Annotated in this window: 21 protein-coding genes; 14 read left to right on the plus strand and 7 right to left on the minus strand. The window is 66.7% G+C overall.

Going from position 1 to position 25,235, the window contains the following annotated elements:
• Positions 1-21 precede the first annotated feature (21 nt).
• Complete coding sequence (locus SK1NUM_RS05905) at positions 22-2,061, plus strand: ATP-dependent helicase (protein WP_223927850.1); 2,040 nt, start codon at positions 22-24, stop codon at positions 2,059-2,061.
• 126 nt (positions 2,062-2,187) lie between these two features.
• On the opposite strand, the gene SK1NUM_RS05910 is transcribed toward SK1NUM_RS05905, so the two are convergent.
• Positions 2,188-3,495, minus strand: a complete 1,308-nt coding sequence (locus SK1NUM_RS05910) for a zinc-dependent metalloprotease (RefSeq protein ID WP_212326569.1) — start codon at positions 3,493-3,495, stop codon at positions 2,188-2,190.
• Between the two features lie 172 nt (positions 3,496-3,667).
• On the opposite strand from SK1NUM_RS05910, the gene SK1NUM_RS05915 reads away from it, so the two are divergent.
• The 4 genes from SK1NUM_RS05915 to SK1NUM_RS05925 are packed head-to-tail and all read left to right on the plus strand — an operon-like array spanning position 3,668 to position 8,063.
• Positions 3,668-4,684, plus strand: a complete 1,017-nt coding sequence (locus SK1NUM_RS05915; protein WP_223927852.1) for a YlbL family protein — start codon at positions 3,668-3,670, stop codon at positions 4,682-4,684.
• Complete coding sequence (locus tag SK1NUM_RS05920; RefSeq protein ID WP_212326573.1) at positions 4,677-5,201, plus strand: PPA1309 family protein; 525 nt, start codon at positions 4,677-4,679, stop codon at positions 5,199-5,201. Before SK1NUM_RS05915 ends, SK1NUM_RS05920 begins: the two co-directional genes overlap by 8 nt.
• Positions 5,198-5,506 (plus strand): UPF0182 family protein, encoded by a 309-nt coding sequence (locus tag SK1NUM_RS15205; RefSeq protein ID WP_263407066.1) that lies wholly within the window; start codon positions 5,198-5,200, stop codon positions 5,504-5,506. The genes SK1NUM_RS05920 and SK1NUM_RS15205 overlap by 4 nt, the downstream gene beginning before the upstream one ends.
• A gap of 31 nt (positions 5,507-5,537) precedes the next feature.
• Positions 5,538-8,063, plus strand: a complete 2,526-nt coding sequence (locus SK1NUM_RS05925; RefSeq protein ID WP_396020920.1) for a UPF0182 family membrane protein — start codon at positions 5,538-5,540, stop codon at positions 8,061-8,063.
• Positions 8,064-8,171: 108 nt separating this feature from the next.
• On the opposite strand, the gene SK1NUM_RS05930 is transcribed toward SK1NUM_RS05925, so the two are convergent.
• The 6 genes from SK1NUM_RS05930 to SK1NUM_RS05955 form a co-directional block, all read right to left on the minus strand.
• Positions 8,172-9,512, minus strand: a complete 1,341-nt coding sequence (locus tag SK1NUM_RS05930; RefSeq protein WP_212326578.1) for a M16 family metallopeptidase — start codon at positions 9,510-9,512, stop codon at positions 8,172-8,174.
• A complete protein-coding gene (locus tag SK1NUM_RS05935) occupies positions 9,509-10,777 on the minus strand; it encodes a M16 family metallopeptidase (protein ID WP_212326580.1) in 1,269 nt (422 codons plus the stop codon). The genes SK1NUM_RS05930 and SK1NUM_RS05935 overlap by 4 nt, the downstream gene beginning before the upstream one ends.
• 3 nt (positions 10,778-10,780) lie before the next feature.
• Positions 10,781-11,170 carry a DUF3040 domain-containing protein gene (locus tag SK1NUM_RS05940; RefSeq protein ID WP_212326582.1) on the minus strand — a complete coding sequence of 130 codons (390 nt, stop codon included), beginning with the start codon at positions 11,168-11,170 and terminating at the stop codon, positions 10,781-10,783.
• Positions 11,171-11,263: 93 nt separating this feature from the next.
• On the minus strand, positions 11,264-13,429 hold the full coding sequence (locus SK1NUM_RS05945; RefSeq protein ID WP_212326583.1) for a transglutaminase family protein: 2,166 nt from the start codon (positions 13,427-13,429) through the stop codon (positions 11,264-11,266).
• Positions 13,426-14,676: a DUF58 domain-containing protein gene (locus SK1NUM_RS05950; RefSeq protein WP_212326585.1), complete on the minus strand. Its 1,251-nt coding sequence runs from the start codon at positions 14,674-14,676 to the stop codon at positions 13,426-13,428. The genes SK1NUM_RS05945 and SK1NUM_RS05950 overlap by 4 nt, the downstream gene beginning before the upstream one ends.
• A 1-nt stretch (position 14,677) precedes the next feature.
• A complete protein-coding gene (locus tag SK1NUM_RS05955; RefSeq protein ID WP_212326587.1) occupies positions 14,678-15,649 on the minus strand; it encodes an AAA family ATPase in 972 nt (323 codons plus the stop codon).
• Between the two features lie 173 nt (positions 15,650-15,822).
• Here SK1NUM_RS05955 and mraZ point away from each other — a divergent pair, with 173 nt between their 5' ends.
• The 9 genes from mraZ (at position 15,823) to murD (ending at position 25,229) form a co-directional block, all read left to right on the plus strand.
• Positions 15,823-16,257: a division/cell wall cluster transcriptional repressor MraZ gene (gene mraZ / locus SK1NUM_RS05960; protein WP_212326589.1), complete on the plus strand. Its 435-nt coding sequence runs from the start codon at positions 15,823-15,825 to the stop codon at positions 16,255-16,257.
• Positions 16,258-16,401: 144 nt separating this feature from the next.
• Complete coding sequence (gene rsmH, locus SK1NUM_RS05965) at positions 16,402-17,352, plus strand: 16S rRNA (cytosine(1402)-N(4))-methyltransferase RsmH (protein ID WP_212326596.1); 951 nt, start codon at positions 16,402-16,404, stop codon at positions 17,350-17,352.
• A 108-nt stretch (positions 17,353-17,460) separates the two neighbouring features.
• The gene (locus tag SK1NUM_RS05970; RefSeq protein WP_223927854.1) at positions 17,461-17,880 is read left to right on the plus strand and encodes a hypothetical protein; all 420 of its coding nucleotides are present in this window, start codon (positions 17,461-17,463) and stop codon (positions 17,878-17,880) included.
• Positions 17,877-18,854, plus strand: coding sequence for a penicillin-binding protein 2 (locus tag SK1NUM_RS05975; protein WP_223927856.1), 978 nt, complete (start codon positions 17,877-17,879; stop codon positions 18,852-18,854). Before SK1NUM_RS05970 ends, SK1NUM_RS05975 begins: the two co-directional genes overlap by 4 nt.
• Positions 18,793-19,764, plus strand: coding sequence for a peptidoglycan D,D-transpeptidase FtsI family protein (locus tag SK1NUM_RS05980; protein WP_223927950.1), 972 nt, complete (start codon positions 18,793-18,795; stop codon positions 19,762-19,764). Before SK1NUM_RS05975 ends, SK1NUM_RS05980 begins: the two co-directional genes overlap by 62 nt.
• A complete protein-coding gene (locus SK1NUM_RS05985) occupies positions 19,755-21,278 on the plus strand; it encodes a UDP-N-acetylmuramoyl-L-alanyl-D-glutamate--2,6-diaminopimelate ligase (protein WP_212326602.1) in 1,524 nt (507 codons plus the stop codon). The genes SK1NUM_RS05980 and SK1NUM_RS05985 overlap by 10 nt, the downstream gene beginning before the upstream one ends.
• Positions 21,275-22,711, plus strand: coding sequence for a UDP-N-acetylmuramoyl-tripeptide--D-alanyl-D-alanine ligase (locus SK1NUM_RS05990; RefSeq protein WP_212326603.1), 1,437 nt, complete (start codon positions 21,275-21,277; stop codon positions 22,709-22,711). Before SK1NUM_RS05985 ends, SK1NUM_RS05990 begins: the two co-directional genes overlap by 4 nt.
• A complete protein-coding gene (mraY, locus tag SK1NUM_RS05995; RefSeq protein WP_212326614.1) occupies positions 22,708-23,778 on the plus strand; it encodes a phospho-N-acetylmuramoyl-pentapeptide-transferase in 1,071 nt (356 codons plus the stop codon). The genes SK1NUM_RS05990 and mraY overlap by 4 nt, the downstream gene beginning before the upstream one ends.
• Positions 23,760-25,229 (plus strand): UDP-N-acetylmuramoyl-L-alanine--D-glutamate ligase, encoded by a 1,470-nt coding sequence (gene murD, locus SK1NUM_RS06000; protein ID WP_212326616.1) that lies wholly within the window; start codon positions 23,760-23,762, stop codon positions 25,227-25,229. The genes mraY and murD overlap by 19 nt, the downstream gene beginning before the upstream one ends.
• The last annotated feature ends 6 nt before the right edge of the window (positions 25,230-25,235 follow it).

Consider the following 25,235-nt stretch of genomic DNA (forward strand, 5'->3'; position numbering starts at 1 on the left):
GAGGCTGTTTCAATGGTGCACGTGAGTGATCCGATCCTCGATGCCCTTGACCCCGAACAGCGGCAGGTTGCCGTGTTGCTGGACCGGCCCCTGGTTGTGCTGGCAGGGGCGGGGACGGGAAAGACCAGGGCCATCACGCACCGGGTGGCTCACGCCGTCCGGGAGGGACGCTATGCCCCGGCAGCGACGCTCGCAGTCACGTTCACCACCCGGGCGGCAGGCGAGCTGAAGTCGCGGCTGGCCGGGCTCGGGGTGCGGAGGGTGTCGGCCCGCACCATCCACGCCGCTGCTCTGAGCCAGTGCCGCTACTTCTGGCCGGCGGCCTACGGGTCGGAGTTCCCGATGCTGCTCGACAACCCCTTCCCGCTGGTGGGGCGTGCCGCCAATCAGGTTCTGGGAAACACCGACACCAATCTGGTGCGGGACCTGATCGCTGAGATCGGCTGGGCCAAGTCCAGCAACGTCGCGCCCAGCCAATACGCTCGGCTTGCCCGTGGCCGTGAGGTCGCGGGGGCGGAGCCGGAACGCGTGGCCCAGGTGATGGAGGCCTACGAGAAGCACAAGCTCAGTGCGGGGGTGGTCGACTTCAATGACATCCTCTTGTGCGCGGCAGCGCTGCTCGCAGAGCGTCCGGCTGCCGCTGAGCAGATCCGCACCGCCTACCGGCACTTCGTGGTCGATGAATACCAGGACGTCTCCGCCATCCAGCACCGTTTGGTGTCGCTGTGGGTCGATGGCCGTCCCGACATCTGTGTGGTGGGTGATCCTCAGCAGGCCATCCACGGTTTCGCAGGTGCCCGGGCCGACTGCCTGACCGGTTTCGCATCCGAACACGCTGATGCCCGCACAGTGCGGCTGGTGCGCAACTATCGTTCCAGCCCGGCCATCGTCCAGCTCGCCAATCGCATTGTGTGCCGCTATCCCGGTCAGGGAGATCTGCGTGCCACGTGCCCCGAGTTTCCTCCTCCGGAGTTCCATGCCGACGGGTCGGAGGAGGACGAGGCGCGGGCCGTGGCCGCCTGGCTGGGCCAGCGACACGCTGAGGGGATCCCGTGGAGCGAGTGCGCGGTCCTGTACCGGATCAATGCGCAGTCGCCTGTCTTCGAGTCCGCCCTGGACGCCGCCCGGATCCCCTACCAGGTGAAGGGCACCGACCGCTTCTGGGAGCGGCCTGAGGTGCGTGATGCCGTCAACCGGCTGAATCGTGCCGCACAGCACAGACCTGACAGCCACCCCGGGGAGCTGCTTGACCAGGTGCTGGCCGAAATGCGCTGGAATCCGGAGGCGCCGTCGGGGATGGGGGCTCAGCGGGAGCGCTGGGAGTCCATCAACTCCCTGGCCCAGATGATCCGGGACACGCAAGCCGGGGAACCCGGCTGGGCTGTTCCGGGGTTCATCGCATGGCTCAGCGACCGCGCCAGCCTGGAGACACCGCCTGTCACCAGCGCCATCACCCTGGCCACCATGCACGCCGCCAAAGGTCTCGAATGGGATGCGGTGGCGGTGGCAGGGGTGCGTGAGGGGATGGTGCCCTTCGCCCTGAGCCAGGAGGAGCCTGCGTTGTCCGAGGAACGGCGTCTGCTGCATGTGGCCGTCACCCGGGCCCGGCAGAGGCTGCGTATCTCGTGGCCCAGCTCACCTGCGCGTGGCCGGGGCGTGCGCTCCCGTTTCCTGACGGGCCTCGTGCCCTCGGAGCAGGCTCCGGCCAGTCAGGTCAACCGGGGTGGTCGCGGCAGTGTGAGGTCGCGGACCTGTTTCGTCTGCCAAGGACAGCTCACCGATGCCTCGGAACGCAAGCTCCGGCGCCATGCTGGCTGCGAGGCTCCCTACGATGAGGAGCTGCTGGCGGCCCTCAAGGCATGGCGGCTCGAGACCGCCAACGCCGCCTCGCAGCCTGCTTTCGTGATCTTCACGGACGCCACACTGCAGGCCATCGCGGAGGCCACCCCTGTCGATCGCTCCCAGCTGCTGCGTATCAGCGGCATCGGAGCCGTCAAGGCTGACCGATTCGGTGAGGACGTGTTGCGGATCATCGCAGAGCGGATAGCCCCCGGGCAGTGAGGCCGGTGCTCAGACAATCAAAACGGCCCCCTCCCGGAAGCTCGCCTTCCCCTGCGAGCCGGCCCGGGTGGGGACCGTGGTATTAGTCAACCGCTTGCAGGCACTTTCGTCAAGTGTCACTCGCTATCACTCGCCCAGCAGCTTGCGCAGTTCGGCGTCGAAGTCGCCGTCGTCCTCGCTGCGATGCGACGGATGTACGTAGGAGAGCGGGTCCTCCAGGTGCCGGGCGGTTGGCAGCATGTCCGGGTGCCGCCAGACGTCATCGCGCTCGACGGGCCCGTGGCGGTGTTCCAGGGCCGCCCACAGGTTCTCCGCATCCCGTACGAGACGGGGCCGCAGCTCCAGGCCCAGCAGGTCGCGGAACACCTCACGTGTCGGGCCCGCGGAGGCGCGGCGGCGGCGCACCACCTCATCGAGTTGGGTGGCATTGGTCATCCAGTTCGAGGCCGCCCGGTTCGTCACGTGATCCACCCAGCCCTCGATCAGGGCCAGCAGTACCTCCAGGCGTCCCAGGATCTCTAGCTGGAGCTCCGTGCTGGCCGGCTTGAAGAAGGAGCCGCGCACTTTCTCGCCGACTGCGACGATGTCCTCCAGGGAGACCTCCTCCCCGCCGATGTCCAGCTGGGAGGACAGGGCTTCGAAGTCGATCCTGATCTCCCGGGCATAGTGCGCTAGGAGCGCGTCCAGCTGAGGGGACAGCCAGCCGACTCCGTGGAACAGTCGTTTGCGTGCCGCCTCGCGCAGCAGCAGGTAGAGCATGACGTCGCCGTCGGGCAGGTCGAGGTCGCGGGTGAACTCGGCGACATTAGCGGGCAGCACAGCGACTTCTGCGTCCTCAGCCAGGGCGATGCCCACCTCCGAACCGGTCAGCGTGCTTCCGGCGACTGCGGCCAGCACCTTGCTCAGCCGGTCGCGGTAGATGAGCGATGCGGAGGAGCGCATCATGGGGGCGAGCATCGACGACAGGCCGGCGAACTGCGGGTCCTCGGGCTGTGCGGTGCCGCGTTGCAGCGCGTCGGCGAGCCCCTCGATGATCGGTTCGACGAGACGCCGCCACCCCGCTGAGGTGGCCTCGATCCACTCCTCGCGGCGCTGTGCCGCCGGCGGCAGCCCGGAGGAGTTGAACTGGGTTGCCGGGTCCAGCCACGACTGGGCCAGGCGCTCGGCATCCACTATGGCCAGGCGCTCCCCGGATGACAGCTCTGGGTCAGGCCCGAGCTCCGAGGCGATGCGTCGTGCCGCTGCGATCGTGGTTCGCCAGGCCGCCTCCGGATCCCGGTCAGCCGGAGTGAACCCGAAGCTGATTCCGCCGGAGCCCTGCAACCGCTGCACCTGTTTCATCAGCTCGTCGAGATCCAGGTCCTCCGAGTTGATGCCGAGCTGCTCCATCATGCGCCTGAGCTGCTCGAAGTCGAACCCTCCGGGAGTGGACATTGGGGTACCAGACCTTTCACGCAAGAGAACCGGTTATCGAAGACCATTCAACCTCATGAGGCAAGGGAATTCCGGATGACCGGGCTCCTGGTGTCTGCTTGGTAGGCTTGCCGTCACCTGACATGGGCAGACAAGGAGGGGCGAGAGGTTGTCGCGGAACACGGTGTCAATTGTGGCCACAGTGCTGTTCTTTCTGCTGGCCGTGGCCCTTGCAGTGACCCCGGTGCCCTTCGTGACCTGGCGTCCCGGACAGACGGTTGACGTGATGGGCAGCACAGATGACGGGCCGCTCATCGAGATCTCGGGGATCCCCACCAGCAGCAGGGGAGGCAGGCTGCTGATGACCACGGTCTCCACTACCCGTGTCGATTCACCGATCGGCCTTCCCGAGGCTCTGCTCGCGCATCTGTTCGCCGACGCCGACACGCTCCCGCGCGACGCCATCTATCCTGCGGGCAAATCGAATGCGGAGGTGCAGAGCGAGGGGGTGGCCAAGATGGACTCCTCCCGTGTCGACGCCACTGTGGCCGCCCTCAGGGCAGCTGGACAGTCGGTGACCGAGATGCCCATGATCTCCGCGGTCAGCCTCTCCGGGCCCTCGAATGGGCAGCTGCAACCCGGTGATCTCATCGAAATGGTTGACGGCAGCGAGGTGACCACCAGCGAGGAGGTGACCACGGCGATCAGGGCCAGGGCTGTTGGAGATCCCATCGTATTCCGGGTGTTGCGCGGTGGTACCAGCCAGGACGTGACCATAACCACAGCCATCGAGCGGGACGGCGCACCTTATCCGGGGATCTCGCTGTCAGTCGGTTACCGGTATGCTCCCTCCATCTCCTTCCGGATCGATCCCAGTATCGTCGGCCCCTCCGCGGGACTGGTGTTTGCGCTCGCCATCTACGACCGCATCACTGACGGGGTGTTGCGCGAGGGGCGCGTGGTCGCGGGCACCGGGCAGGTCGACGCCGCGGGGAAGGTGCATAAAATCGGCGGGATCCGCGAGAAGATCAAGGGCGCCGAGGCAGCCGGAGCAAAGCTGTTCCTGATGCCCGCCAGCAATTGCGCGGATCTCGGGGATCTGCAGACAGACCTCAGGCTGGTCCCGGTGGGTACCCTCAAGGATGCGATTGCTGCGCTGCAGCTGGTCAACGAAGGACAAACCACGCAGGAGGTGCCCAGCTGTGGCTGAGGGGGACCCGAGCCGCTTGATCGCGGCGTTGGCCGACATCGAACGTCATGTCTCGGAACTTGGCTGGGACCAGCCGGCCAGGCTGTTCGCGCTGGTTGACACTGCGACGCTGCTGGAACTGGAGCCGCAGCTGCGCGGGCGAGTCACACAAACCGCGGCGGATGCACTCACCGCCGTGGAGCAGGAGGACTTCCAGCTCGGCGGTGACATAGCGGACAGACTCGCCAGGCTGACGTGGCCCCAGACTGTCACGGGCTGCGCGATCGCGATGGAGCGGACCTTCCTGCCGCCCGAGTTCGAACCCCTGATTCCTGTAGACCCCATCAAGGCCATCGAGTTCGTGAATCAGCATGAGGCTCGTGCGGACGTCCGGGTGGTGGTGGGAGCCCTGCGTGACGGTTCCCGCCACGGCCTAGCCCGCGTCCTCAACAACCCGGATGACCTACTCGGCGCCGAGGATCTCGTTCCCGGACTCGCCGATGCCCTGTTGACCACGTTGAAGGAGGAAACCGCATGAGTGCGGAAGCTGAAGCCGGTACGCGACGGCGGCGGAGCCCGTTGCTGATCACTGTGCTGATCCTCGGGGTCCTGGCGCTGCTGGTGGTGCTGGCCGCCCACCTCTACACCAACTATCTGTGGTTCAGGAGCGTCTCGGCGACGACAGTCTTCACCACACAGCTGGCGGCTCGGGTGGGGCTTTTCCTGGGTTTCGGGCTGTTGCTGGGCGGCGGTTTCTTTGGGTCGCTGATACTGGCGTATCGCCTGCGTCCCCCCCGTCCGGCGCACGAACCTGGATTCCGAGCTGCTGCTGCAGCTGCGTGACAATCTGGACCGGCGTTCCCGGACACTCATATTGCTTCCGGCCGTGGTGCTGGGCCTGATCGGCGGTGGCGTGGCTGCCAGCCAGGTTCAGACCTTCCTCGCTTGGACCCGCGCCACGGATTTCGGGAAGGGGGACGCCGTCTTCGGGATCGACGCCTCCTTCTACGTTTTCCAGCTACCCTGGTGGCGGTTCGTGCTGGCCTATCTGAACTTCATGGTGGTGGCCTGCCTGGTCGGTTCCCTGCTGGTGCACTTCCTGACCGGCTCCATGAACGCCGCGGCGTTCCGCAAGACCGGCAACCTGCCGTCAGCGGGCAAGGCCGCCCAGCGACAGGTTTCCGTCCTGCTCGGGCTGGGGCTGTTGCTGTACGGGGTGAGCTCTTTCCTGGACCGCTATGGCTACCTGACCAGCCAGAACAGTCTTTTCACAGGCGTCGACTACACCGATGCCACCTCCCGGATCCCGGCCAGCCTCATCGTCGCCGCGATAGCGGGAATCTGCGCGCTGCTGTGTTTCTACAATGCATGGCGGGTGAAGTGGAGTGTGCCCGGTATCGCCCTCGGCCTGCTGGTCGTCTCTGCGATGATCCTCACCGCGGTCTACCCGTGGGGGATCCGCTACTTCGTGGTCAAACCCAACGAGCCCGACCTGGAACGGCCCTGGATCGCGAACAACATCGAGGCGACCCGTGGCGCGTTCGGCATCGACTCGCTCCAGATCTCCGACTATGAGGCTGTTGACAGCGTCAGCGCCGGGCAGCTGCGTGCTGACGCCGCCGCTCTTCCCGCGATCAGGTTGATGGATCCCTCCGTCATCGGGCCCACCTTCGAGCAGCTGCAGCAGGTGCGCGGCTACTACCGTTTCCCCTCCACCCTTGACGTGGACCGCTATAGCCTCGAGGGACGTGAGACGGACGCTGTCGTCGCCGCCCGCGAACTCGACCTGAACGCCGTTGAGGCGGGCAACACCTGGAACAACATGCACACGGTCTACACGCATGGCTACGGTCTGGTGGCGGCCTATGGGAACCGGCGTGAGTCGAATGGGGAGCCCAACTACTTCTCAGGTGGTATCCCGACCGAGGGATTGATCCAGCAGGAACAGCCCCGCATCTATTTCGGTGAGGAATCCAAGCACTGGGTTATCGCTGGCGCTCCTGAGGGAGCCGAGCCGGTTGAGCTCGATACCCCCGGCGGGGGCCAGGAACACACCGAGACGAAGTACACCTACCAGGGCAGTGGCGGCGTGCCCATCGGGGACTTCCTGAACAAGACGGCCTTCGCTGTCCGCTTTGGCGACATCAATCTGCTGCTCTCTGAGCGGGTGAACTCCAACTCACGGCTGCTGTTCAACCGGGTGCCCGCCGACCGGGTCAAGGAGGTGGCGCCCTTCCTGACGGTCGATTCCGACTCCTACCCGACCGTGGTCAACGGGCGTATCGTCTGGGTCATCGACGCCTACACCACCACCGCGGAATACCCGAACTCCACCCGGGCCGACTGGCCTCAGGCCACCAAGGACACCCGCACCACCTCTGAGCGAGCCACCGCTGGCGACCTGGTCAACTATGTCCGCAACTCGGTGAAGGCGACGGTGGATGCCTACGACGGCACCGTCACGCTGTATGGCTGGGATGAGTCTGATCCCATCCTCCAGACTTGGTCGAAGGTCTATCCAGGGCTCATCACCCCGAAGTCCGAGATCAGCCCTGAGCTCATGTCCCACCTGCGTTACCCGCAGGACCTGTTCAAGGTCCAGCGCCAGATGCTTGGGCTGTATCACACGACGAACCCCTACACCTTCTTCCAGCAGTCGGACATCTGGGAGGTTCCCTCCGATCCCGTCAACGGTGGGGAGAGCGGGACCAAGGAGCCGCCGTATTTCCTAACCATCAAATGGCCGGGGGAGGAGCAGGCGCATTACTCCAACACCACCGTCTTCGTCCCCAGGGGGCGTGAGAACCTCTCGGTCTACATGGCAGTGAATGCCGACGCCACCAGCCCGAACTATGGCCAGCTGCGCGCACTCAAGCTGTCAGATGCCAAGCAGATTCCCGGGCCAGGACAGACCTTCAACGCGATCTCGACGAATGAGGCCGTGGCGGAGCGGCTGCTTCCCTACAACCGGCAGGGCAATGCCAAGGCGATCTATGGGAACCTCCTCACACTGCCGGTGGGTGGGGGTCTGATGTACGTGCAGCCGATCTACAGCGCCACCAGCGGCGGCTATCCTGCGCTGCGGTTCGTCGTGGTGCGCTTTGGTGAGCACGTCGGGATCGGGGACACCCTGAAAGCGGCGCTGGACCAAGTCTTCAAGGGAGACGCGGGCGCCGAGACCGGCGAGAAGCCCGTCGAACAGAATCCCGAGGGGCAGCAGAAACCACCGGCTTCCGAAGGTGACGCCAAAGAGCAGGCGAAGGCGCTCCTCAAGGAGAGCATGGATCTTTTCGCCGCCGCCGACGAGGCTTTGAAATCCGGTGACCTGGCCACCTATCAGCAGAGGGTCAACGAGGCAAAGGCAAAGGCGGAGCAGGCCCTCGCGCTGTTTGACCAATAAGGATAAAGAGGCTTTCTCTAGGCGGGGAGCGCGCGGTTTGACATGCTCCCGCCCCTGATGCGCCCGCCGCACGTCCGGTGGGTCTTCCTCGCAGCCAGGCCAGCTGGCTCAGGCATCGTCTTCATCGGTGGGGCCGCCTGCGAGAACCTGTGCATCGATCCCGGCGGCCTGGAGCCGCGGCGCCAGCAGCGCTGCCGGGCCCCCGATTGCGATGGTGGTGTTATCGGGACGGATATGGGTGCGCCAGGCGGTGTTGACCTGTCCGGTCGTGGTGGTGCTCAGCGCCGCCTGGTAGCGGTTTACGAAACCCGTGTCGAGCCCGGCTGCGGTCAGGGCGGCTGTCTGAGCCGTGATGTCGGCTGCGGTCTCGTAGTGCAGCGGCGACACCTGCACTAGGTAGTGTGCAGCGTCCAGGATCTCGTTGTCGGAGAAGGGGGTCTCCAGTGCGAGTGCGTCCAGCAGGCGGGCCGTGGCATCGGCTGCTGACTCGTTGCTCAGAGCGGTTTCGATGCTGAGAGCACCTCCCCCACGGCGGGGTGAGACGCCTCCCGAGATGCCATAGGTGTAGCCGAGGCGTTCGCGGAGCTCCAGGTTCAGCCGGCTGGCGAAGGCCCCGCACATGGCGTGACCGCCAAGTTTCAGGGCTGTCCAGTCTGAGTGCTCCCGTCCGGGAGTCGGGATGAAGGCCTGCACCACGGTCTGTGCCGCCTGGGGCAGGTCAACCAGCACGATCCCGGGCGGCCCGGGAACCCCCTGCGGCGCTGGGGCGGGGGAACGGCTGCCGGACCAGACCTCGAAAGGCGCCGTCAGGTCGTCCTCGCGGTTCTCAGCCAGGTCTCCCGCGATGATCAGGGTCGCTCCTTCGGGAACCCAGGTGCGGGCATGCCAATCCTGGACGGCCTTCCTGGTGATGGCCGCCAGGGTCTCGGGCGTGCCCGCTATGGGGCGTCCCTCCCGCTGGTTCATGCCGAACAGTGAGGCTCTCAGAGAGTCCCGGGTCATGGCGCTGGGAGAGGCTCGCCGGGTCTTCCAGGCCGCGATCTGGTTCTCGATGTGGTGTGCCACGTCGGTTTCGTCGAAGGCCGGTTCCCTGATGACGGACGCGAAAAGCTCCAGCACCTGCGGCAGGCGGCGTGCTGGGGCGCTCAGCCCCAGCCGCGTGTGTCCCCAAGCCGCATGCCCGCTCAGCGCAGCCCCCTGGAGCTCCAGGCGTTCCACGATGTCAGGAATCGTCACCGTGGCCTCGTCGCAGGCGTGTAGACCCACGTTCGCGATGCCCTCCAGGTTCCGTGGTTCAGCTTCGAGGGGCGTGGGCAACACCAGCTCCACCGAGGCCAGGGCCTGTCCGGGCACCTGGATGAAAGCCAGCTCCAGACCTGAGCTGAGTGTGCTCTTCTCGGGTGTGGGGAAGAGCCAGGGCTGGGGCTCGGCTATGGCGGGACGTCTCACGAGGCATCCTTCGGGAGATAGTGCAGCTGGCTCAAGGATGGCTGGTTGGCTAGGACGCGCGACACATCGTCGGGGGTGACGGCCGCGAGGTCTGCCAGCCTACGGTTGACCAGCGCAGGGTCGCCCCAGGTAGCCCAGGCCTCGGCGGCAGCCTCGGCGCGATCTTCGACGGTGGCGAGTTCCGACAGCCAACTGCGCTCATACTGGGCCTTGGCGCGGTCGAGTTCCTGTTCGGATGGGGAATCCAGGACAGCTAGCTCATGCGCGAAGGCCTCGGCAAGGTCCCTGGTGTCCACCCCATCGGCAGGCCTGGCGCTGAGCGAAGCGATGGAGGGTGCACGCAGGTGTCCGAGCACCGTCCCATGTACCTCATGCGCGAGACCGCTTTCCCGCACCAGGCGGCGATGGAGTCGGGAGGCGTGGCCCTCAGACAGGATCGACAGGCCCAGCTCGAGTGCCAGCTGGTCCGGGTCACCCGCGGCCGGGGCCTGCCAGGAGCAGTACAGTAGGGGGTGGGGTACATCCCCGGTCAGGGTCAGGTCTCCACCGTCAAGGGTGGGAGTGGTGATGGTTTCCCGGGGGGGTGGTGAGGCATTCTCAAGGTCGCTGAAATGCTGTTCGACCAGGGCGATGGTCTTTTCGGCGTCGATGCCCCCGCAGATCACCAGCTTCGCATGGGAGGGGCGGTACCACGTCGCGTGGAAGGCCGCCACATCGTCCAGGCCTGCTGCGGCCAGATCCTCCATGGAGCCTATGGGCAGGTGCCCATAGGGGTGGTCAGGCCCAAAGTGCTGCCCCACCAACTCCGCCAGCAGATCCCCGTAGGGGCGGTTGTCGTAGCGTTGGCGTTTCTCCTGGGTGACCACGTCACGCTGGGCGTCGAGGTTCTCCTGGGTCACCGCGAGACTGCGCAGCCGGTCCGCTTCCAGCCAGAGCACCAGCTCCAGCGCTCCTATCGGCACGCACTCATGGTAGACGGTGCGGTCAGTGGAGGTGAAAGCGTTGACGTTACCGCCGGCGGCCTCAATCATGGACATGTGCTCGCCGGAGGCGACCTGGGCTGAGCCCTGGAACATCATGTGCTCGAAGAGATGGGCGAAACCCGTGCGGCCCGGTGTCTCGTCAACGGAGCCGACCTGGAAGCTGAGATTCACCGCGACGGCTGGGGTCTCGGGGGCTGGGAGCAGCGCCAGCTCCAAGCCATTGGTCAGGCGGTATCTGATGACGGTGAAACCGGAGGAGGCTGGAAGTCGTGATTCGGCCACGGCTCAGAGGTCGCCACCCTGCTGGCGCTTGCGCCAGCGTTCCTCCAGTTTGCTCATGAAGTCTTCTGCTCCGGATGACGAGGCCTGGCCCGAAGGCTTTGAGGGCCGCTTCGTCTCCTCCTGGCCCTCAATCCGCGACCAGGCGCTGATGCCGACGATGGCGGAAACAAGCATCATGACGAAACCCGCGATGGAGATCGCCGGCTGGATCTGCACCCCGATCACCAGCGCGGCGAGACCGGCCACGAAGGCCAGCCCGGCCAGGGCCGCTCGCCTGCGCTGAACCCGGAACTGGGAGTTCCCCCTCAGGGTGTCCGCGAATTTCGGGTCCTCAGCGAGCAGCGATGCCTCTAACTGTTCCAGGCGCTTCTGCTCCTGCTCAGACAAAGCCATCGTGGCCTCCTGTCGTGTTTCCTTGGGCACCCCGCCCTGAGAGGCCCATTGTAGGTGCCTTGCCAGATAGGTGGAAAACCACCTCCGAGGTGCTCAACGAGCTCGCCCGCCTCGCCGCCACAGGGACGCTGGAAGCATAGTTGCGAGGAGACGTTTCAGGCGTGGAATACCGAGTCTAAGTTCGCGGCTCAGCTGCTTGACCTGGGCAGGAAGCTGGTCTACGGCAGGGCTCTGCCTGGCGAACTGGCTGCGCTGCACGACCTCAGCCACCTCGATGAGGTGTCCTGCAGTTGCTGGAGGCAGGGTCTGACCCATGGCTTTGGCCGCCGCGACGGGGGATCCCGTGGCGAAGTCCAGTCCGAGGTCGGTGTACACGGCAGCCAGCTCCCGCCACGCGGCGGCGGGAGCCGCGACCGGCGGCTGGCCGGTGCGTAGGCGCCAGAGTCTGAGAGCCAGCCGGATCCCGGCGGGCGCAGCCAGCAGCAGCACCACGGGAAGCAGCCAGAGCAGTCCCGCCGCGTTTCTGGTTCCTCCGCTCCCAGGGGTTTGCGTCTCGGGTGACTTGGGTGAGGGCGAGGGCGCTGCTGGAGCCGACGAAGGTGGGGCCGGCTGAGTCTGGGACGCCTCGTCGCTGGGCTCCGGGATCGGCGATGTGCTGGGTGCGGAGCTCGGCGGAGCCGAGCTGGTTCCGCTGTCCGAAGAGGAGGCGCCGATGGACTTGGTGGGCTCGAAAGGCACCCACCCCAGGCCCTCGAAATACAGCTCGGGCCAGGCATGCATGTTGTCTGTGGTCACCTGGTAGCGATCCCCGGCAGGCGTGCCACTGGTGAATCCGATTGCGATACGCGACGGGATTCCCAGGATCCTGGCCATCACAGCCATGGAGGTGGCGTAGTGGATGCAGTAGCCAGCGCGGTCCTGCAACAGGAAGGTGCTGACGGCATCCGCCCCGGTCGATGTGGGGGCCTGCAGGGTGTAGGTGAACTCGTCGGAGTTCAGGTAGGCCTCGATGGCCTGCGCCTTGGCGCCGTCACTGGCCGCGTTCTGGGTGATTCTCTCCGTCAGGGAGCGCACGTCGTCGGAGAGGCCGTCGGGTACCTTCAAGGTCTCCCCGCCCCCTGGGTCGGTTCCCGCGCGGGCGCCCGCCACGGCTGACCCGGCCTCGGGCACCACCGATGTGACCTGGTAGTCGAGATTCGAGGTCTGCGCCGGGCCCTCGTTTCCCGTGGCGACGACGGAAAGGGTGTTCTGGTCGAATCCCCAGTTTCCCTGCGCGTCGAAACCTTCCACGGCGAATGGCGCCGGCAGGTATTGGGAGGGGAATCGCATCGAGACATCCACCTCGACCCTGGTCCCGGGCGAGTCGTAGGCCTCAGCGAGTCCTGAGGCGCGCAGCCTCATGGACTCCAGCTGGGCGCCCTCGGTGGTCAGGCGGGTCAGCGCGGTGGTTCGTAGGTAGTGGGGTTTCCCATCGTTGGCGCGGTAGCTGAGGACATCCACAGGTGTTGGGCGCTGGAGATTGCGGCTCAACTCAATGGTGGGGTCGCTGAGCTGAATTGGCTTGTCAGAGCCGTTGTTCAACCACGGCTGCTTCTGCCCCATGGGCAGGGCGGAGGTGACGCTGAGAGTCAGGGCCGCGGCCAGGGCGGCTGCGAGCAGGCCGGTGATTCCCCGGGCCGACTGGAACCCGGCTCCACCCCCGGTCAGTCCTGGGCCGCCAGCCGTGAGCAGGACCGCCGTGTAGCCGGCCGCGACCAGCAGGAATCCCGTGACGCTGAGATCCGCTGGATGGACGAGGGCGGCGATGCCGTAGGGCAGCGCTAGGGGGGCCAGCGTCCAGGCTGGCTGTTCCAGCGCATCGGCCAACAGGTAGGAGATCAGCCACAGGGTGAAAGCGAACAGCAGGAGCAGCCAGCTGAGCGCTGGGTTGTCGGGCATCGGCGGACGGGATTCCCGCAGGACCTGCACTCCGGTTGTGAAGAGGCCGGGGACAGCCCGTAGGGGGTCGGTGCTGCCGGCCGTGCTGCTCCCCAGCCAGCACAGCAGGCAGCCTCCGGCGATCAGGGGCAGAAGTATGGTCCAGCCGCGTCTCAGCTTCAGCAGCGAGGTCACAGCGGCGAGAAGGCCCGGCACGCCCACAGTCAGCATGAGGTTGGTTGTTAGGACAGGGGCCGTGAACAGGGGCGCTAGAGCCAGCATTCCCAGGGCCACGGCCACCGAGATCACCATGGGGAGCAGGGCCGGGGGTCTTCTGGTCATCGGGCCTCCTGGCGGGCGATGAGCTGGCCCCATCCTTGAGGAACTGTTGTGCCGGGGCCGAAGGCCGACACATTCCAGCCAGAGGCCACCAGCAGCTGGCAGGCCTCCTCATGGGCGGCTGTCACTGCCGTCGGGAGCTTAAAGGCCCGCGGATCGGGAACTAGGGCATCGAGTTCGGCTATCCGGGCGGTGGCGGCAACCAGCGACGCGGCGTCACGGGAGTTGAGCAGGCCGAGCCCGGCCACCACCGTCTGCGCAGTGCCGAGGGCATCCGGATCCGCCAGGCAGTCCTCCAGGGAGGCGCGGCCGGATGGCTCCACGTCGGTCACCGTGGCCAGCAGCCGGGTTGCCGCTCCCATGGACTCGCCGTGGATGGGGCGGAAGATCAGTCCGTCTGCGCTGAGGAGGCTGACCCGAAGCCGGTCGTTGAGCAGCTCGGTGGCCAGCGAGGCCGCAAGTGAGAGCACCCACTCGAGTGTGGATCCGGGGCCCTCCCCGATGTGGGCTGTGGAACGCGTGTCGACGATGATTGTCATGGCGGGGTCCCAGGGCTGTTCCTCCAGCCGCACCATGAGCTCGCCGCGTTTCGCGCTCATCCGCCAGTGCACGCGGCGCATCCCGTCGCCATGACGGTGCTCCCTCACTAGTACGTCATCCGTGCCGGCGTGCCCGATGCGCTGGGGAGTGGCGTCTCCGCTGGCGCCCGAGGTGCGGCCGCCCCGGGGCAGCGCCAGCGGCCATAGGCGTGGCGTGACGCGCAGTGATGTGGTGCGCCCGGTTGCCTGCCAGCTGCGCCAGGCGACGCCGAAGGCATCGAGGTTACGCACCCTGAGAGGTCCCAGCTGGAAATGGCCACGCTGCTGGGCGAACACGTCGTATCCGGCTGCCTGGTGCCACCGTCCCAGCCCCCGGATGAGCTCGAAGGTGGCGTCCCTGCCCAGCTGGGACGGCAACTGGTCCCGGAAGCTGAGCGCCGAGAAAGAGATAGTCCTCCGGCTGGCGACCAGGAGGTTCACACGCGCGGTCTCCCCCACCGGCAGGGACTCGGGCAGGACTGAGCGTTCGCAGGCCAGGCGGGGCGGCAGCGCCAGCACGGCGACAAGGCCCACTATGGGCAGGGCAGCGACGAAGACCCCCACCCATGCCAGGTCGGGCTCTCCGATGACTGATGCGCCTGCCGCCAGGAGGCTGCCGATGGTCAGCATGGCCAGGCCGCGTCCTGTCAGGCCGAAGCGGAACCCCCGCATCTCAGCTCCGGTGCGGCGGCTGGGTGGAGGCGACGATGTGCTCGATGACGGTCTCATTCGACTGCCGCGCGACCTGGGCATCGACTGTCAGCAGCACCCGGTGGGCCAGCACCGGGACAGCCAGATTGCCGACATCCTCTGGGATGACGTAGTCGCGTCCCTGGAGAGATGCCTCGACCCGTGCGGCGCGCATCAGATGAACGCAGCTGCGGGGACTTGCACCGAGGCGGAGCTCCGGGTGCCCGCGGGTGGCGGCCACCAGGCGCACGATGTAGTCGTTGATCACGGGAGCGACGTAGATCCTCTGTATCGCCGCGATGGCCCGCTCCACGTGGGCGACATCTGTAACGGGCTGGACGGTGGCGAGCTGATCGCCCTCGGCCTGTGCTGTGAGCATCGCCACCTCGGATTGGTGGCCGGGGTAGCCCATCTCGATCCTCGCCATGAAGCGGTCGCGCTGGGCCTCGGGCAGGGGATAGGTGCCCTCCATCTCGATGGGGTTCTGCGTGGCCACCACCATGAAGGGCCGCTTGAGCCGGTAGGTCTGGCCGTCTGCTGAGACCTGTCCCTCGGCCATCGCCTCCAGCAGAGCCGACTGGGTCTTGGGCGAGGCCCGGTTGATCTCGTCCCCCAGCACGATGTTGGCGAAGATGCCGCCGGGCTTGAACTCGAACTCGCGGGTCTGCTGGTTGAACACAGACACGCCGGTGACATCGCTCGGAAGCAGGTCGGGCGTGAACTGGATGCGGCTGACCGCGCCCGCGATGGAGCGGCCAAGAGCCCTGGCGAGGACTGTCTTGCCCACCCCCGGGACGTCTTCCAGCAGCAGGTGGCCTTCGGCAAGCAAGACCAGCACAGCCATGTGGATCTGGTGCGGTTTCCCCTCGATGACGATGCCGATTGACTGCTTAATCCGGTTTGCCAGGGCGCTTACCTCGGCCAGGGCCAAGGGGGCGGCAGCGGTCTGGGTCATGGGGCTCCTAGGGACTCGCGACGCTTTCTCGACGTGGATGAAGCCTAGGGCATTGATTCAACACGCCCAATGAGCATGACATGGCCGAGGTGGGGTCTGAGTGGAGGAAAGTGGGGTAATGTGGTGCTAAGTGGAGCGAAGTGGGGGCTTTGTGGAGGAGAGGGGGTTTCCGGTTGTTCCTGGGCACTCACACGCCGAAGCTGGACGAGAAGGGACGTCTGATCCTTCCTGCGAGGTTTCGGGAAGCCCTCGAAGGGGGGCTGGTCGTGACGCGCACCCAGGAACGGGCACTCGCCATCTACCCCAAAGACACTTTCGAGGCACTCATGGCCCCCGTGAGCGCTGCGCCTTCCACGCTGAAGCAGGTCCGTGACTATCAGCGCATGCTGACCGCAGGAGCCAGCTTCGAGGTCCCAGACCGGCAGGGCAGGATCACGATTCCCCCGATCTTGCGCGCCTATGCGGGTCTGGAACGCGACGTCGTGGTGATCGGTGCCATGAACCGGGCTGAGATCTGGGACGCCGAGCACTGGGCCGAATACCAGGCGGAGCAGGAGTCAGGTTTCGCCGAACTTGATGCCGAACTGCTGTCCCAGCTGGGGCAGTGAGCCCCCGAGGCGGTGGTCCATCACCGGGGCGACCCTGGCCTTTCTTCCCCGAGGCCAGGTGCGACTCCGGTGGAGGAACCTCCGCCCCGGGCACCGGACCGGCAACACCACTGGGCACACGAGACGAAGGGAGGGAAGCGGAGGATGAGCACGGACGTGCATGATCCGGTCATGATCGGCCGGGTCATCGAGCTGCTTTCCCCGGCCCTCGTCGCGCCCGGTGCCGTCTGTGTCGACTGCACCCTTGGGCTCGCCGGACACGCACGCGGCCTTCTAGAGGCAGCGCCCTCGGCCCGGTTCGTCGGCATCGACCGTGACCCTGATGCCTTGGCTGTCGCGCGAGAAAGGCTTGGGCCCCTCGCGCGGCGGGTGACCCTGGTCAAGGCCGTCTACGACGAGCTACCCGATGTGCTCGCCGGTCTCGGGATTGGTCAGGTCCAGGCAGTCCTGGCCGACCTTGGGCTCAGCTCCCTCCAGATCGACCGCCGGGACCGGGGCTTCGCCTACCGGGTGGACGCCCCCCTCGACATGCGCATGAGCGCCGGTGAGGGGCCCACCGCCGCCGACCTGCTCAACACCGCTCCCACGACAGAACTCACCCAGATCCTGCGCCGCTACGGCGAGGAGAGGTTCGCGGAACGCATTGCCACCGCGATCGTGCAGGCGCGGGGAAGCGAGCCCCTCACCTCGTCAGCTCAGCTCGTCGAGATCATCTCCAGCGCTATTCCCGCCGCTGCCAGGCAGGCTCCTGGACACCCTGCGAAACGCACCTTCCAAGCGCTCCGGATCGCGGTCAACGACGAGCTGGCCGTGCTGGGACGCTTCCTGCCCGCCGCCACGGGAGCCCTGGCAGTCGGTGGCCGGATCGCGGTCCTGGCCTATCACTCCCTGGAGGACCGGATGGTGAAGCAGCATTTCGCGGCCCTGGTTGCCGACGGGGCGCCGCGGGACATGCCGGTCGTCCCCGAACACCTCCAACCCAGGTTCAAGCTCCTGACGAGGGGGGCGGAACGGCCCGCTGAACAGGAAACCCAGTCCAACCCTCGTGCGGCATCCGCCAGGCTGCGCGCCGCAACCCGAATCAAGGAGGCATAGTGAGCGCCCTCGCCGCTGAAGCCGAGCACCACGACCGGGAACCGTCACGTCCCCGGCTGCGACTCGTCCCCCCCGGTCAAGGCAGGTGTCTCCACCTTCGGGTTTCTGGTGATTCTCGCGGTCCTGGTGGTGGTCGGGATGGGGGCCGTCATGGTGGTCACCACCCAGGTTGGTGCGCAGTCCCGTGACCTGACGAACCTCCGTAAGGAGGCCAACCAGCTCTCCTACAAGGCAGCTGCGCTCCGCACCGAGCTCCAGGGAGTCTCCAGCAGCGGGTCCCTGGCCCTGCGTGCCTCGGAACTCGGGATGGTGCCGAACCCGTTCCCGGCGTTCGTGGATCTGTCAAACGGCAGTGTCCTCGGAGAGCCCACACCGGTCAGCGGAAACGAGGCTCCTTATCTGACAGGGCGGTCCCCGTCCCGCCAGCCCGCGGCCACGGCAACCCCGGACCCCACCCCGCCGGCAGCCCAGCAGACGCAAGAGTCGGCAGGGCAGGCGACTGCGCAGACTGAGATGGGTGAACAGTGAGTCCGCGTCCACCGGGCCGCTCCCGGAGCGGGCCGGCAACCCGCAGGGCGTCGCATGGCCGGCGTTACCGCCGCGTGTGGCGGATGCCCCTGGGCCGTTCCGGCATGCGCATCCGCGCGTTCATGATGGCCCTGCTGCTGCTGGTGGTCGTCTGCGTTGGGCGTGCCGTCCAGCTGCAAGCCCTGGAGGCCCAGACATTCGCCGCGCAGGCGGCGGAGAAGATGCAGAACACGCGCGAGCTGCTGCCCGACCGGGGGATGATCGCCGACCGCAACGGAGTGGTACTCGCTGCCACCGAGCCGGCGATGCACATCACAGCCGACCCAGAGATGGTGCAGTCCAATGGTGCAGACAAGCGCTACGCGGTCAGTGCCAAGAAGCAGGAGGAGGCGGAAGCGGCGCCGCAGGCCGTCGCCAAGATCCTCGCCACGCATCTGGGGGGCAGCGAGTCGAAGTACCTTGAGATCCTGCTGACCAAGGATTCCAAGCATGCGGAGATCGCCAGGCATGTCCCGGCAGCCACCTGGACCGAGATCGAGAACGACATGCGCAAGGGAATCGACGGCGACGGCAAGCGTCGCTGGTATGGGTTGTTTGCCCAGCCCGACCCCATGCGCACCTACCCGAACCGGGCGCTGGCGAGCAACGTCGTCGGTTTCGTCAACGGCGAGGGAAAGGGCTCCGCGGGGCTTGAGGGCCTGCTCGACTCGCAGCTGGCGGGCACCCCTGGCCAGGAAGTCTATGAGCACTCCACCTACGGGCGTATCCCGCTGGGGACTAATGTTCTCACCCCCCCCGGTGAACGGCATCAACTACTCCCTGACGCTGGATGCGGACCTGCAGTGGTTCTCGGAGCAGGCGCTGGCCGATGGCATTGCGAAGGCCGGGGCGAAGACGGGATCCATCCTCGTGATGAACCCGAACAACGGCGAGATCCTCGCCCTGGCGACGGCGCCGTCCTTCGACTCTGCTAACCCTGGGGCCGCTGATCCAGGGAACCTGGGGAACCGCACCGTGACGGAGGCCTTCGAACCGGGATCCACCGAGAAAGTCCTGACCATGGCCGCTCTCGCCGACTCGGGCCTGGTCACGCCAGACACAAAAGTCGACATCCCGGCCCGGATCGCTTCCGGGGGTGGGTACGTCACCGACTCATTCGAGCACGGGCAGATCAAGCTGACCGCACGTGGCGTGATGGCGCAGTCCTCCAACATCGGCACCATCAAACTGACCCGCCAGATGGACAGGGAGAAGCTGCACGAGTACCTCACGTCCTTCGGTCTCGGTTCGGTCCCGGGGGTGGGACTGCCCGCCGAGAGCGCCGGGTCAGTGCCCGCAGCCGACATGGCCGACTATACGCGCGACCAGATCTCCTTTGGGCAGGGACTCTCGGTCACGACCGTCCAGATGGGGGCCGCGCTGTCAGCCGCTGTGAACGGAGGCACCTATCACCAGCCGCAGATCATCCGCTCGGCGACGAATCCCGACGGGACCCCGGTGTCACTGGCCGCTCCATCCTCACACCGCGTGATCTCCGAGGAGGCCTCTGGCATGGTGGTGAACATGATGGAGGCTGTCATCACGAGCGCCAGCTCAGAGCGGGCCATCCCCGGCTACCGTACGGCTGGCAAGTCGGGTACTGCCCAGCGGTATGACCCCAGCTGCAAGTGCTACAACGGCTACACCTCATCCTTCGTGGGTGTCGCCCCGGCGGACAAGCCGCAACTGCTCGTCTATGTTGTGCTCGACCAGCCCACCAACGGCAACCTCGGCAGCCAGCTGGCCCTTCCCGTGGTCAACAACGTGCTCCAGATGGCGCTGCCCAGGTATAACGTGGTGCCCTCCAGCACACCGGCCCCGAAAGAACCTCTGACATGGGAGTGAACACGCTCCGGCCCGCTGTGGTTCCCGCAGCCGGGCTCGGTGACGTCCTCGAGGGACTCGGCGTCTGCGGTGATGCCGGGGAGGTCCTCGTCACGGGGGTGTGCCTGGACTCACGCCTGGTGCGGCCTGGTGACCTCTACGTGGCGCTACCGGGGCTGCATGCCCATGGAGCGGGGTTCACCGGGCAGGCGGTGGGACGCGGGGCGGTCGCTGTCCTCACCGACCCTGAGGGGGCCAGTGCCGCTGGTGACCCGGGGGTTCCCATCCTGGTCAGCGAGAGGCTGCGCCCGGTGATGGCCGCGGTGAGTGCGCGGGTCTATGGTGAGCCGGCGCGGGGACTTGAGCTCTTCGGGGTCACCGGCACCAACGGCAAGACCACCACGGTTGCCCTGCTGGAGGCCACGCTCGCCGCTATGGGACGGCGGGTTGGCACCATCGGGACCCTGGGATTCCGCATCGGCGGCAGAGCCCTGGCCTCCGGCCGCGGGACAGTCACCACTCCGGACTCCCCGGACCTCCAGGGACTGCTGGCGGTGATGAGGGAGCAGGGCGCCGAGGCCGTGGCGATCGAGGTCTCCAGCCATGCCATGGCCATGGCCAGGGTCGACGCGATCAGGTTCGAGGTTGCTGCCTTCCTGAACCTGGGGCGAGACCATCTCGATTTCCACCACACCGTGGAGGAATACTTCGAGGCCAAGGCCTCGCTGTTCACCCCGGAACACACCAGGGCCGCCGTCGTCTGGATCGACGACGAGCATGGCCGCCAGGTGGCCGCCCAGGCCCGCGCAGCCGGTCTGCCGGTCGCGACAGCCGGAACCGGCGACGAGGCTGACTACCGCCTCACGGGCTACGAACCGGTTGCCCCGCTGGGTGGTCGTGCCCGGCTTCGCACCCCCTCCGAGGAGGTGACGGTGAGTCTCGGGCTGCCTGGCTGGCACAACATGGTCGATGCGGCGGTCGCCATCGCGATGCTGGAGCGGGCGGGGGTCCCCGCCGGCCTCGCATTGCCTGGCCTGGCCCAGGCTCAGGTGCCAGGACGGATGCAGGTGCTGCCGCTGCCCGGCAACGCGCCCACCGTGATCGTGGACTTCGCCCACACCCCGCAGGCGGTGGCGGCCACCCTAGAAGCCCTTCAGGGGTTCGCGCAGGTGATCACCGTCGTCGGATGCGGGGGGGACCGGGATCCGGACAAGCGCCCCATGATGGGACACGCGGCGAGCAGCCGCAGTGACATTCTGATCATTACCGATGACAATCCCCGGAGCGAGGATCCGGCCAGTATCCGGGCTGCGATGATTGCTGGAACCGCGGATTCCCGGGCGCGGGTCATCGAGGTGGGGGGACGGGGCCAGGCGATCGATTTGGCCCTTGCCACCGCTGGCCGCGATAGTGTTGTGGCGATTCTCGGGAAGGGCCATGAGCAGGGCCAGCAGATAGGAGACCGGATCGTGGCCTTCGACGATGCCGTAGTTGCTCTCGAGGCCTGGCGACGGATGGAAGGAAGTGGTCGATGAGGGCGAGGCGGCTCAGCGAGCTGGTGGATCTGATGCAGCCAGCCGCCGTCGAGGTTGTGGGCGAGGATGCCGTGGCCGGTCCCGATGTGGTGATCGACAATCGCGTGGCTACTCCCGGCAGTCTCTTCGTCGCCATCCCCGGGGCCCGGGTCGATGGTCATGCATACGCTCGTGAGGCTGCCGCCGCCGGGGCCGCAGCTGTGCTCGGCAACCATGTGACTGATGCCGGGGTGGCCCATGTCCTGGTGGAGGACTCTGTCCAGGGACTCTCGTGGCTGGCCCGGGGCCTGGTGCGGGAGGCGCGTGCCCGGGGGATGGTCAGTCTCGGTGTGACGGGATCGTCCGGGAAGACCTCCACCAAGGACCTCCTGGCGCAGGTGCTGGAGGCCAAGGGCCCGACGGTCGCTCCAGCGGGCAGCCAGAACAATGAGATCGGTGTTCCGCTGACGGCATGCCGGGTCGATGACTCCACCCGCTTCCTGGTCAGCGAGATGGGTTCCCGGGGGGTGGGGCACATCGAGTGGCTCACCTCGCTGGTGGGGCTCGACGTCGGGGTGGTGCTCAATATCGGGCGCGCTCACGTGGGGGAGTTCGGCGGGATCGAGCAGACAGCTCAGGCTAAATCCGAGATCATCGCTGGCCTGCAACCCAATGGCTGGGCGGTGTTGAATGCCGACGACCCGGCTTGCCGCGCCATGCGGGAGGCCACCGCCGCGCAAGTGGCCTGGTTCGGAGAGGGCGATCTGCCCTCCGGGGCTGATCTACTGGTGACGGCGCGTGACGTCGTATGTGACGAGTTCTCCCGGGCCGGTTTCACCCTGGTGGCCTCCCGTGATGGGGAGAGCCTGTCCGCGCCGGTTGCGCTGAGAGTCATCGGCCGTCATCAGGTCTCCAACGCCCTGGCAGCCGCAGCGGCTGCCCTGGCGGCAGGGATGACTGTGACGGAGGTGGCTGACGCACTCTCGGGCGCTGAGGCCCGGTCTGACTGGCGTATGGACTTGGTGCGCTGTAGTGAGGACAGGATCGTGTTGAACGACTCATACAACGCCAACCCCGACTCCATGGCTGCTGCGCTGCGCACTGCCGCTGACCTGGCCGCCAGGCAGCGGCTCCGTCGTCCGGGTGCTCGTGCGGTCGCGGTGCTGGGCGACATGCTGGAGCTTGGGCCCGACACTGACAGGCTGCATGCTGAGGCGGGTGCCCTCGCGGCCGAGCTAGGGATTGATGAGGTGATCGCGGTCGGGGAGTTCGCCGAGATCGTCGCGGAAGCGGCACGCGGCCGGGGCTGCCAGGGCCGGGCCGCCACCCGCGAGGAGGCTAGCCTGCTGGAACTTGGCCCGGGTGACCTGCTGCTGGTCAAGGGCTCGCGGAGCGTGGGTCTGGAGCTGGTAGCGGATGCTGTGGTTTCAAGGAGCGGGGGCGTTGCCCAGTGAGGACCATCCTGCTCGCAGGCGGCCTTTCCCTGCTCCTGACACTGCTGCTCACCCCGCAGTTCATCAAGTTCCTGACCCGCCGCCAGTATGGGCAGTTCATCCGTGACGACGGCCCTAAGGAGCACCTCACCAAACGCGGCACCCCCACCATGGGTGGGGTCGTGATCGTTGCCTCGGTGACTTTCGCCTATTTCGCCGCCCACCTCATCTTCTGGGAGCCGGTGACCATATCCGGGGTCCTGCTCGTCGGGGTGATGACCGCCCTCGGGCTCCTGGGTTTCCTTGACGACTGGGCGAAGATATCGAAGGAGCGTTCGCTGGGACTCACCCCCCGGGGCAAACTGATCGGGCAGTTCGCCATCGGCGGCGTCTTCGCAGTGCTGGCGCTCAATTTCCCCGACGGGCGGGGGCTGCGGCCCGCATCCGAGTTCGTCTCCTTCCTGCGGGACCTGCCCTGGCTGCACCTGCCGTTCTTTGTGGCCGTGATCTGGATCGTCTTCCTGCTGATGGCCTGGCCGAACGCGACCAATCTCACCGACGGCCTCGACGGCCTGCTCGCAGGCAGCGCGACCTTAGTATTCGCCACGTTCTCCCTGGTCAACATCTGGCAGTTCAATCAGTGGTGCGGGAGGGTCTCCAGCGTGGGGCCGCTGTGCTACGAGGTCCGCGACCCCTACGACCTGGCTGTCGTCTCTACCGCGCTGGCCGGGTCCTGCTTCGGGTTCCTGTGGTGGAACGCCAAGCCGGCGCGGATCTTCATGGGAGACACGGGCTCGATGGCAATCGGTGCCGCTCTCGCCGGGCTGTCCATCATGACCCGCACCGAGCTGCTGCTGGTGATCATGGGCTTCCTATTCGTCATGGAGGCCGGGTCCGTCGCACTGCAGGTTGGCTATTTCAAGGCGACGAAGGGCAAACGCATCTTCAAGATGTCCCCCATCCACCACCACTTCGAGCTCCTCGGCTGGCAGGAGGTCACGGTCGTGATCCGGTTCTGGATCATCTGCGGGCTCTGCGTTGCCATCGGTATCGGTATCTTCTACTCGGAATGGCTGGTCGGTCAGTGAATCAGTTCCTCTTGACGGCGAACCGGCTGAGCGACTGGAGCCAAGTGCACGCCGTGGTCGCGGGCCTTGGGGTCTCGGGATATGCGGCTGCCGACGGGCTGCTGTCGCTCGGCGCTCACGTCACGGTCCTTGACGAGTCGCCTTCTCATGCCCAGAAGGCAGCCATCCTCGAGACCCTTGGCGCCCAGGTGCGGCTCGGGCCGGGAGCCACCTCGGATCTGCCGCCCGACACCAGCCTGGTGGTCACGTCCCCTGGCTGGCGGCCCGACACTCTGCTGCTCACCCAGGCCTTGAGGCGTGGCATTCCCGTGTGGGGGGATGTGGAGCTGGCCTGGCGGATGCAGCAGCCAGACCGCGTCATCCCGTGGCTTGGGATCACCGGGACCAACGGCAAGACCACCACGACCCAGATGGCTGAGTCCATGCTCCGCGCCGCCGGCATGCGGGCGGCGGCGGTCGGGAACATCGGCCGTCCCATCGTGGAGGCCATCCTCGACGAGGAGCCCTATGACGCCCTGGTGGTCGAGTTGTCCAGCTTCCAGCTGCACTGGGTGCACACCGTCGCCCTCCACTCCGCCGTGGTGCTGAACCTCCACGAGGACCACCTGGAGTTCTACAACGGCCCCGGCGGCTATGAGCGCTACGTGGCGGACAAGGCGCGGATCTACGAGCGGGTCACGAACGCCTGCGTCTACAACGTGGCTGAGCCGGAGACCGAAAGGCTCGTGGAGGAGGCTGAGGTGACCGAGGGAGCCCGCGCCATCGGGTTCACCACCGGCATCCCTGCTATCTCGATGGTGGGGGTGGTGGATGAGCTGATCGTCGACCGTGCCTTCGTGCCGCAGCGGCGCAGTTCAGCACTGGAGCTGGCGAAGGTGTCCGACGTGCAGCCGTTCGCTCCTCACAACGTCGCCAATGCCTGTGCCGCCGCCGCACTCGTGCGGAGCCTGAGGGTCCCGCCCCAAGCCGTTGCCAGAGGCCTGCGTGATCTGCAGCTGGCTGGGCATCGTATTGCCGAGGTCGCTGAGATCGATGGTGTGCGCTGGATCGATGACTCGAAGGCCACGAACCCGCATGCGGCGGACTCTGCCATGCAGGCCTTCCCGTCATTCGTGTGGGTGGCGGGGGGGCAGACGAAGGGAACCAGCTTCGACGACCTGATCACCAGGCACCGCGACCGCATCCGGGCGGCCATCCTCGTGGGGGTTGACCGGCAGGTCATAGCGGATGCTTTGGCCCGACACGCGCCTGATGTGCCGGTGATCGTCCTGGACAGCAGCGACCATGGGGTGATGGACGAGGTGGTCTCCCAGGCGGCACGTCTCGCTCGCAGGGGGGATGCGGTGCTCTTGAGCCCCGGAAGCGCCTCGCTCGATATGTTCACAGGCTACGACGATCGCGGCGAGCGCTTCGCCACGGCGGTTCGGAGTCTTCAGGCACCGAGCAGTTAGGCACGC

It is taken from the genome of Arachnia rubra (assembly GCF_019973735.1).
Taxonomy (GTDB): Bacteria; Actinomycetota; Actinomycetes; order Propionibacteriales; family Propionibacteriaceae; genus Arachnia; species Arachnia rubra.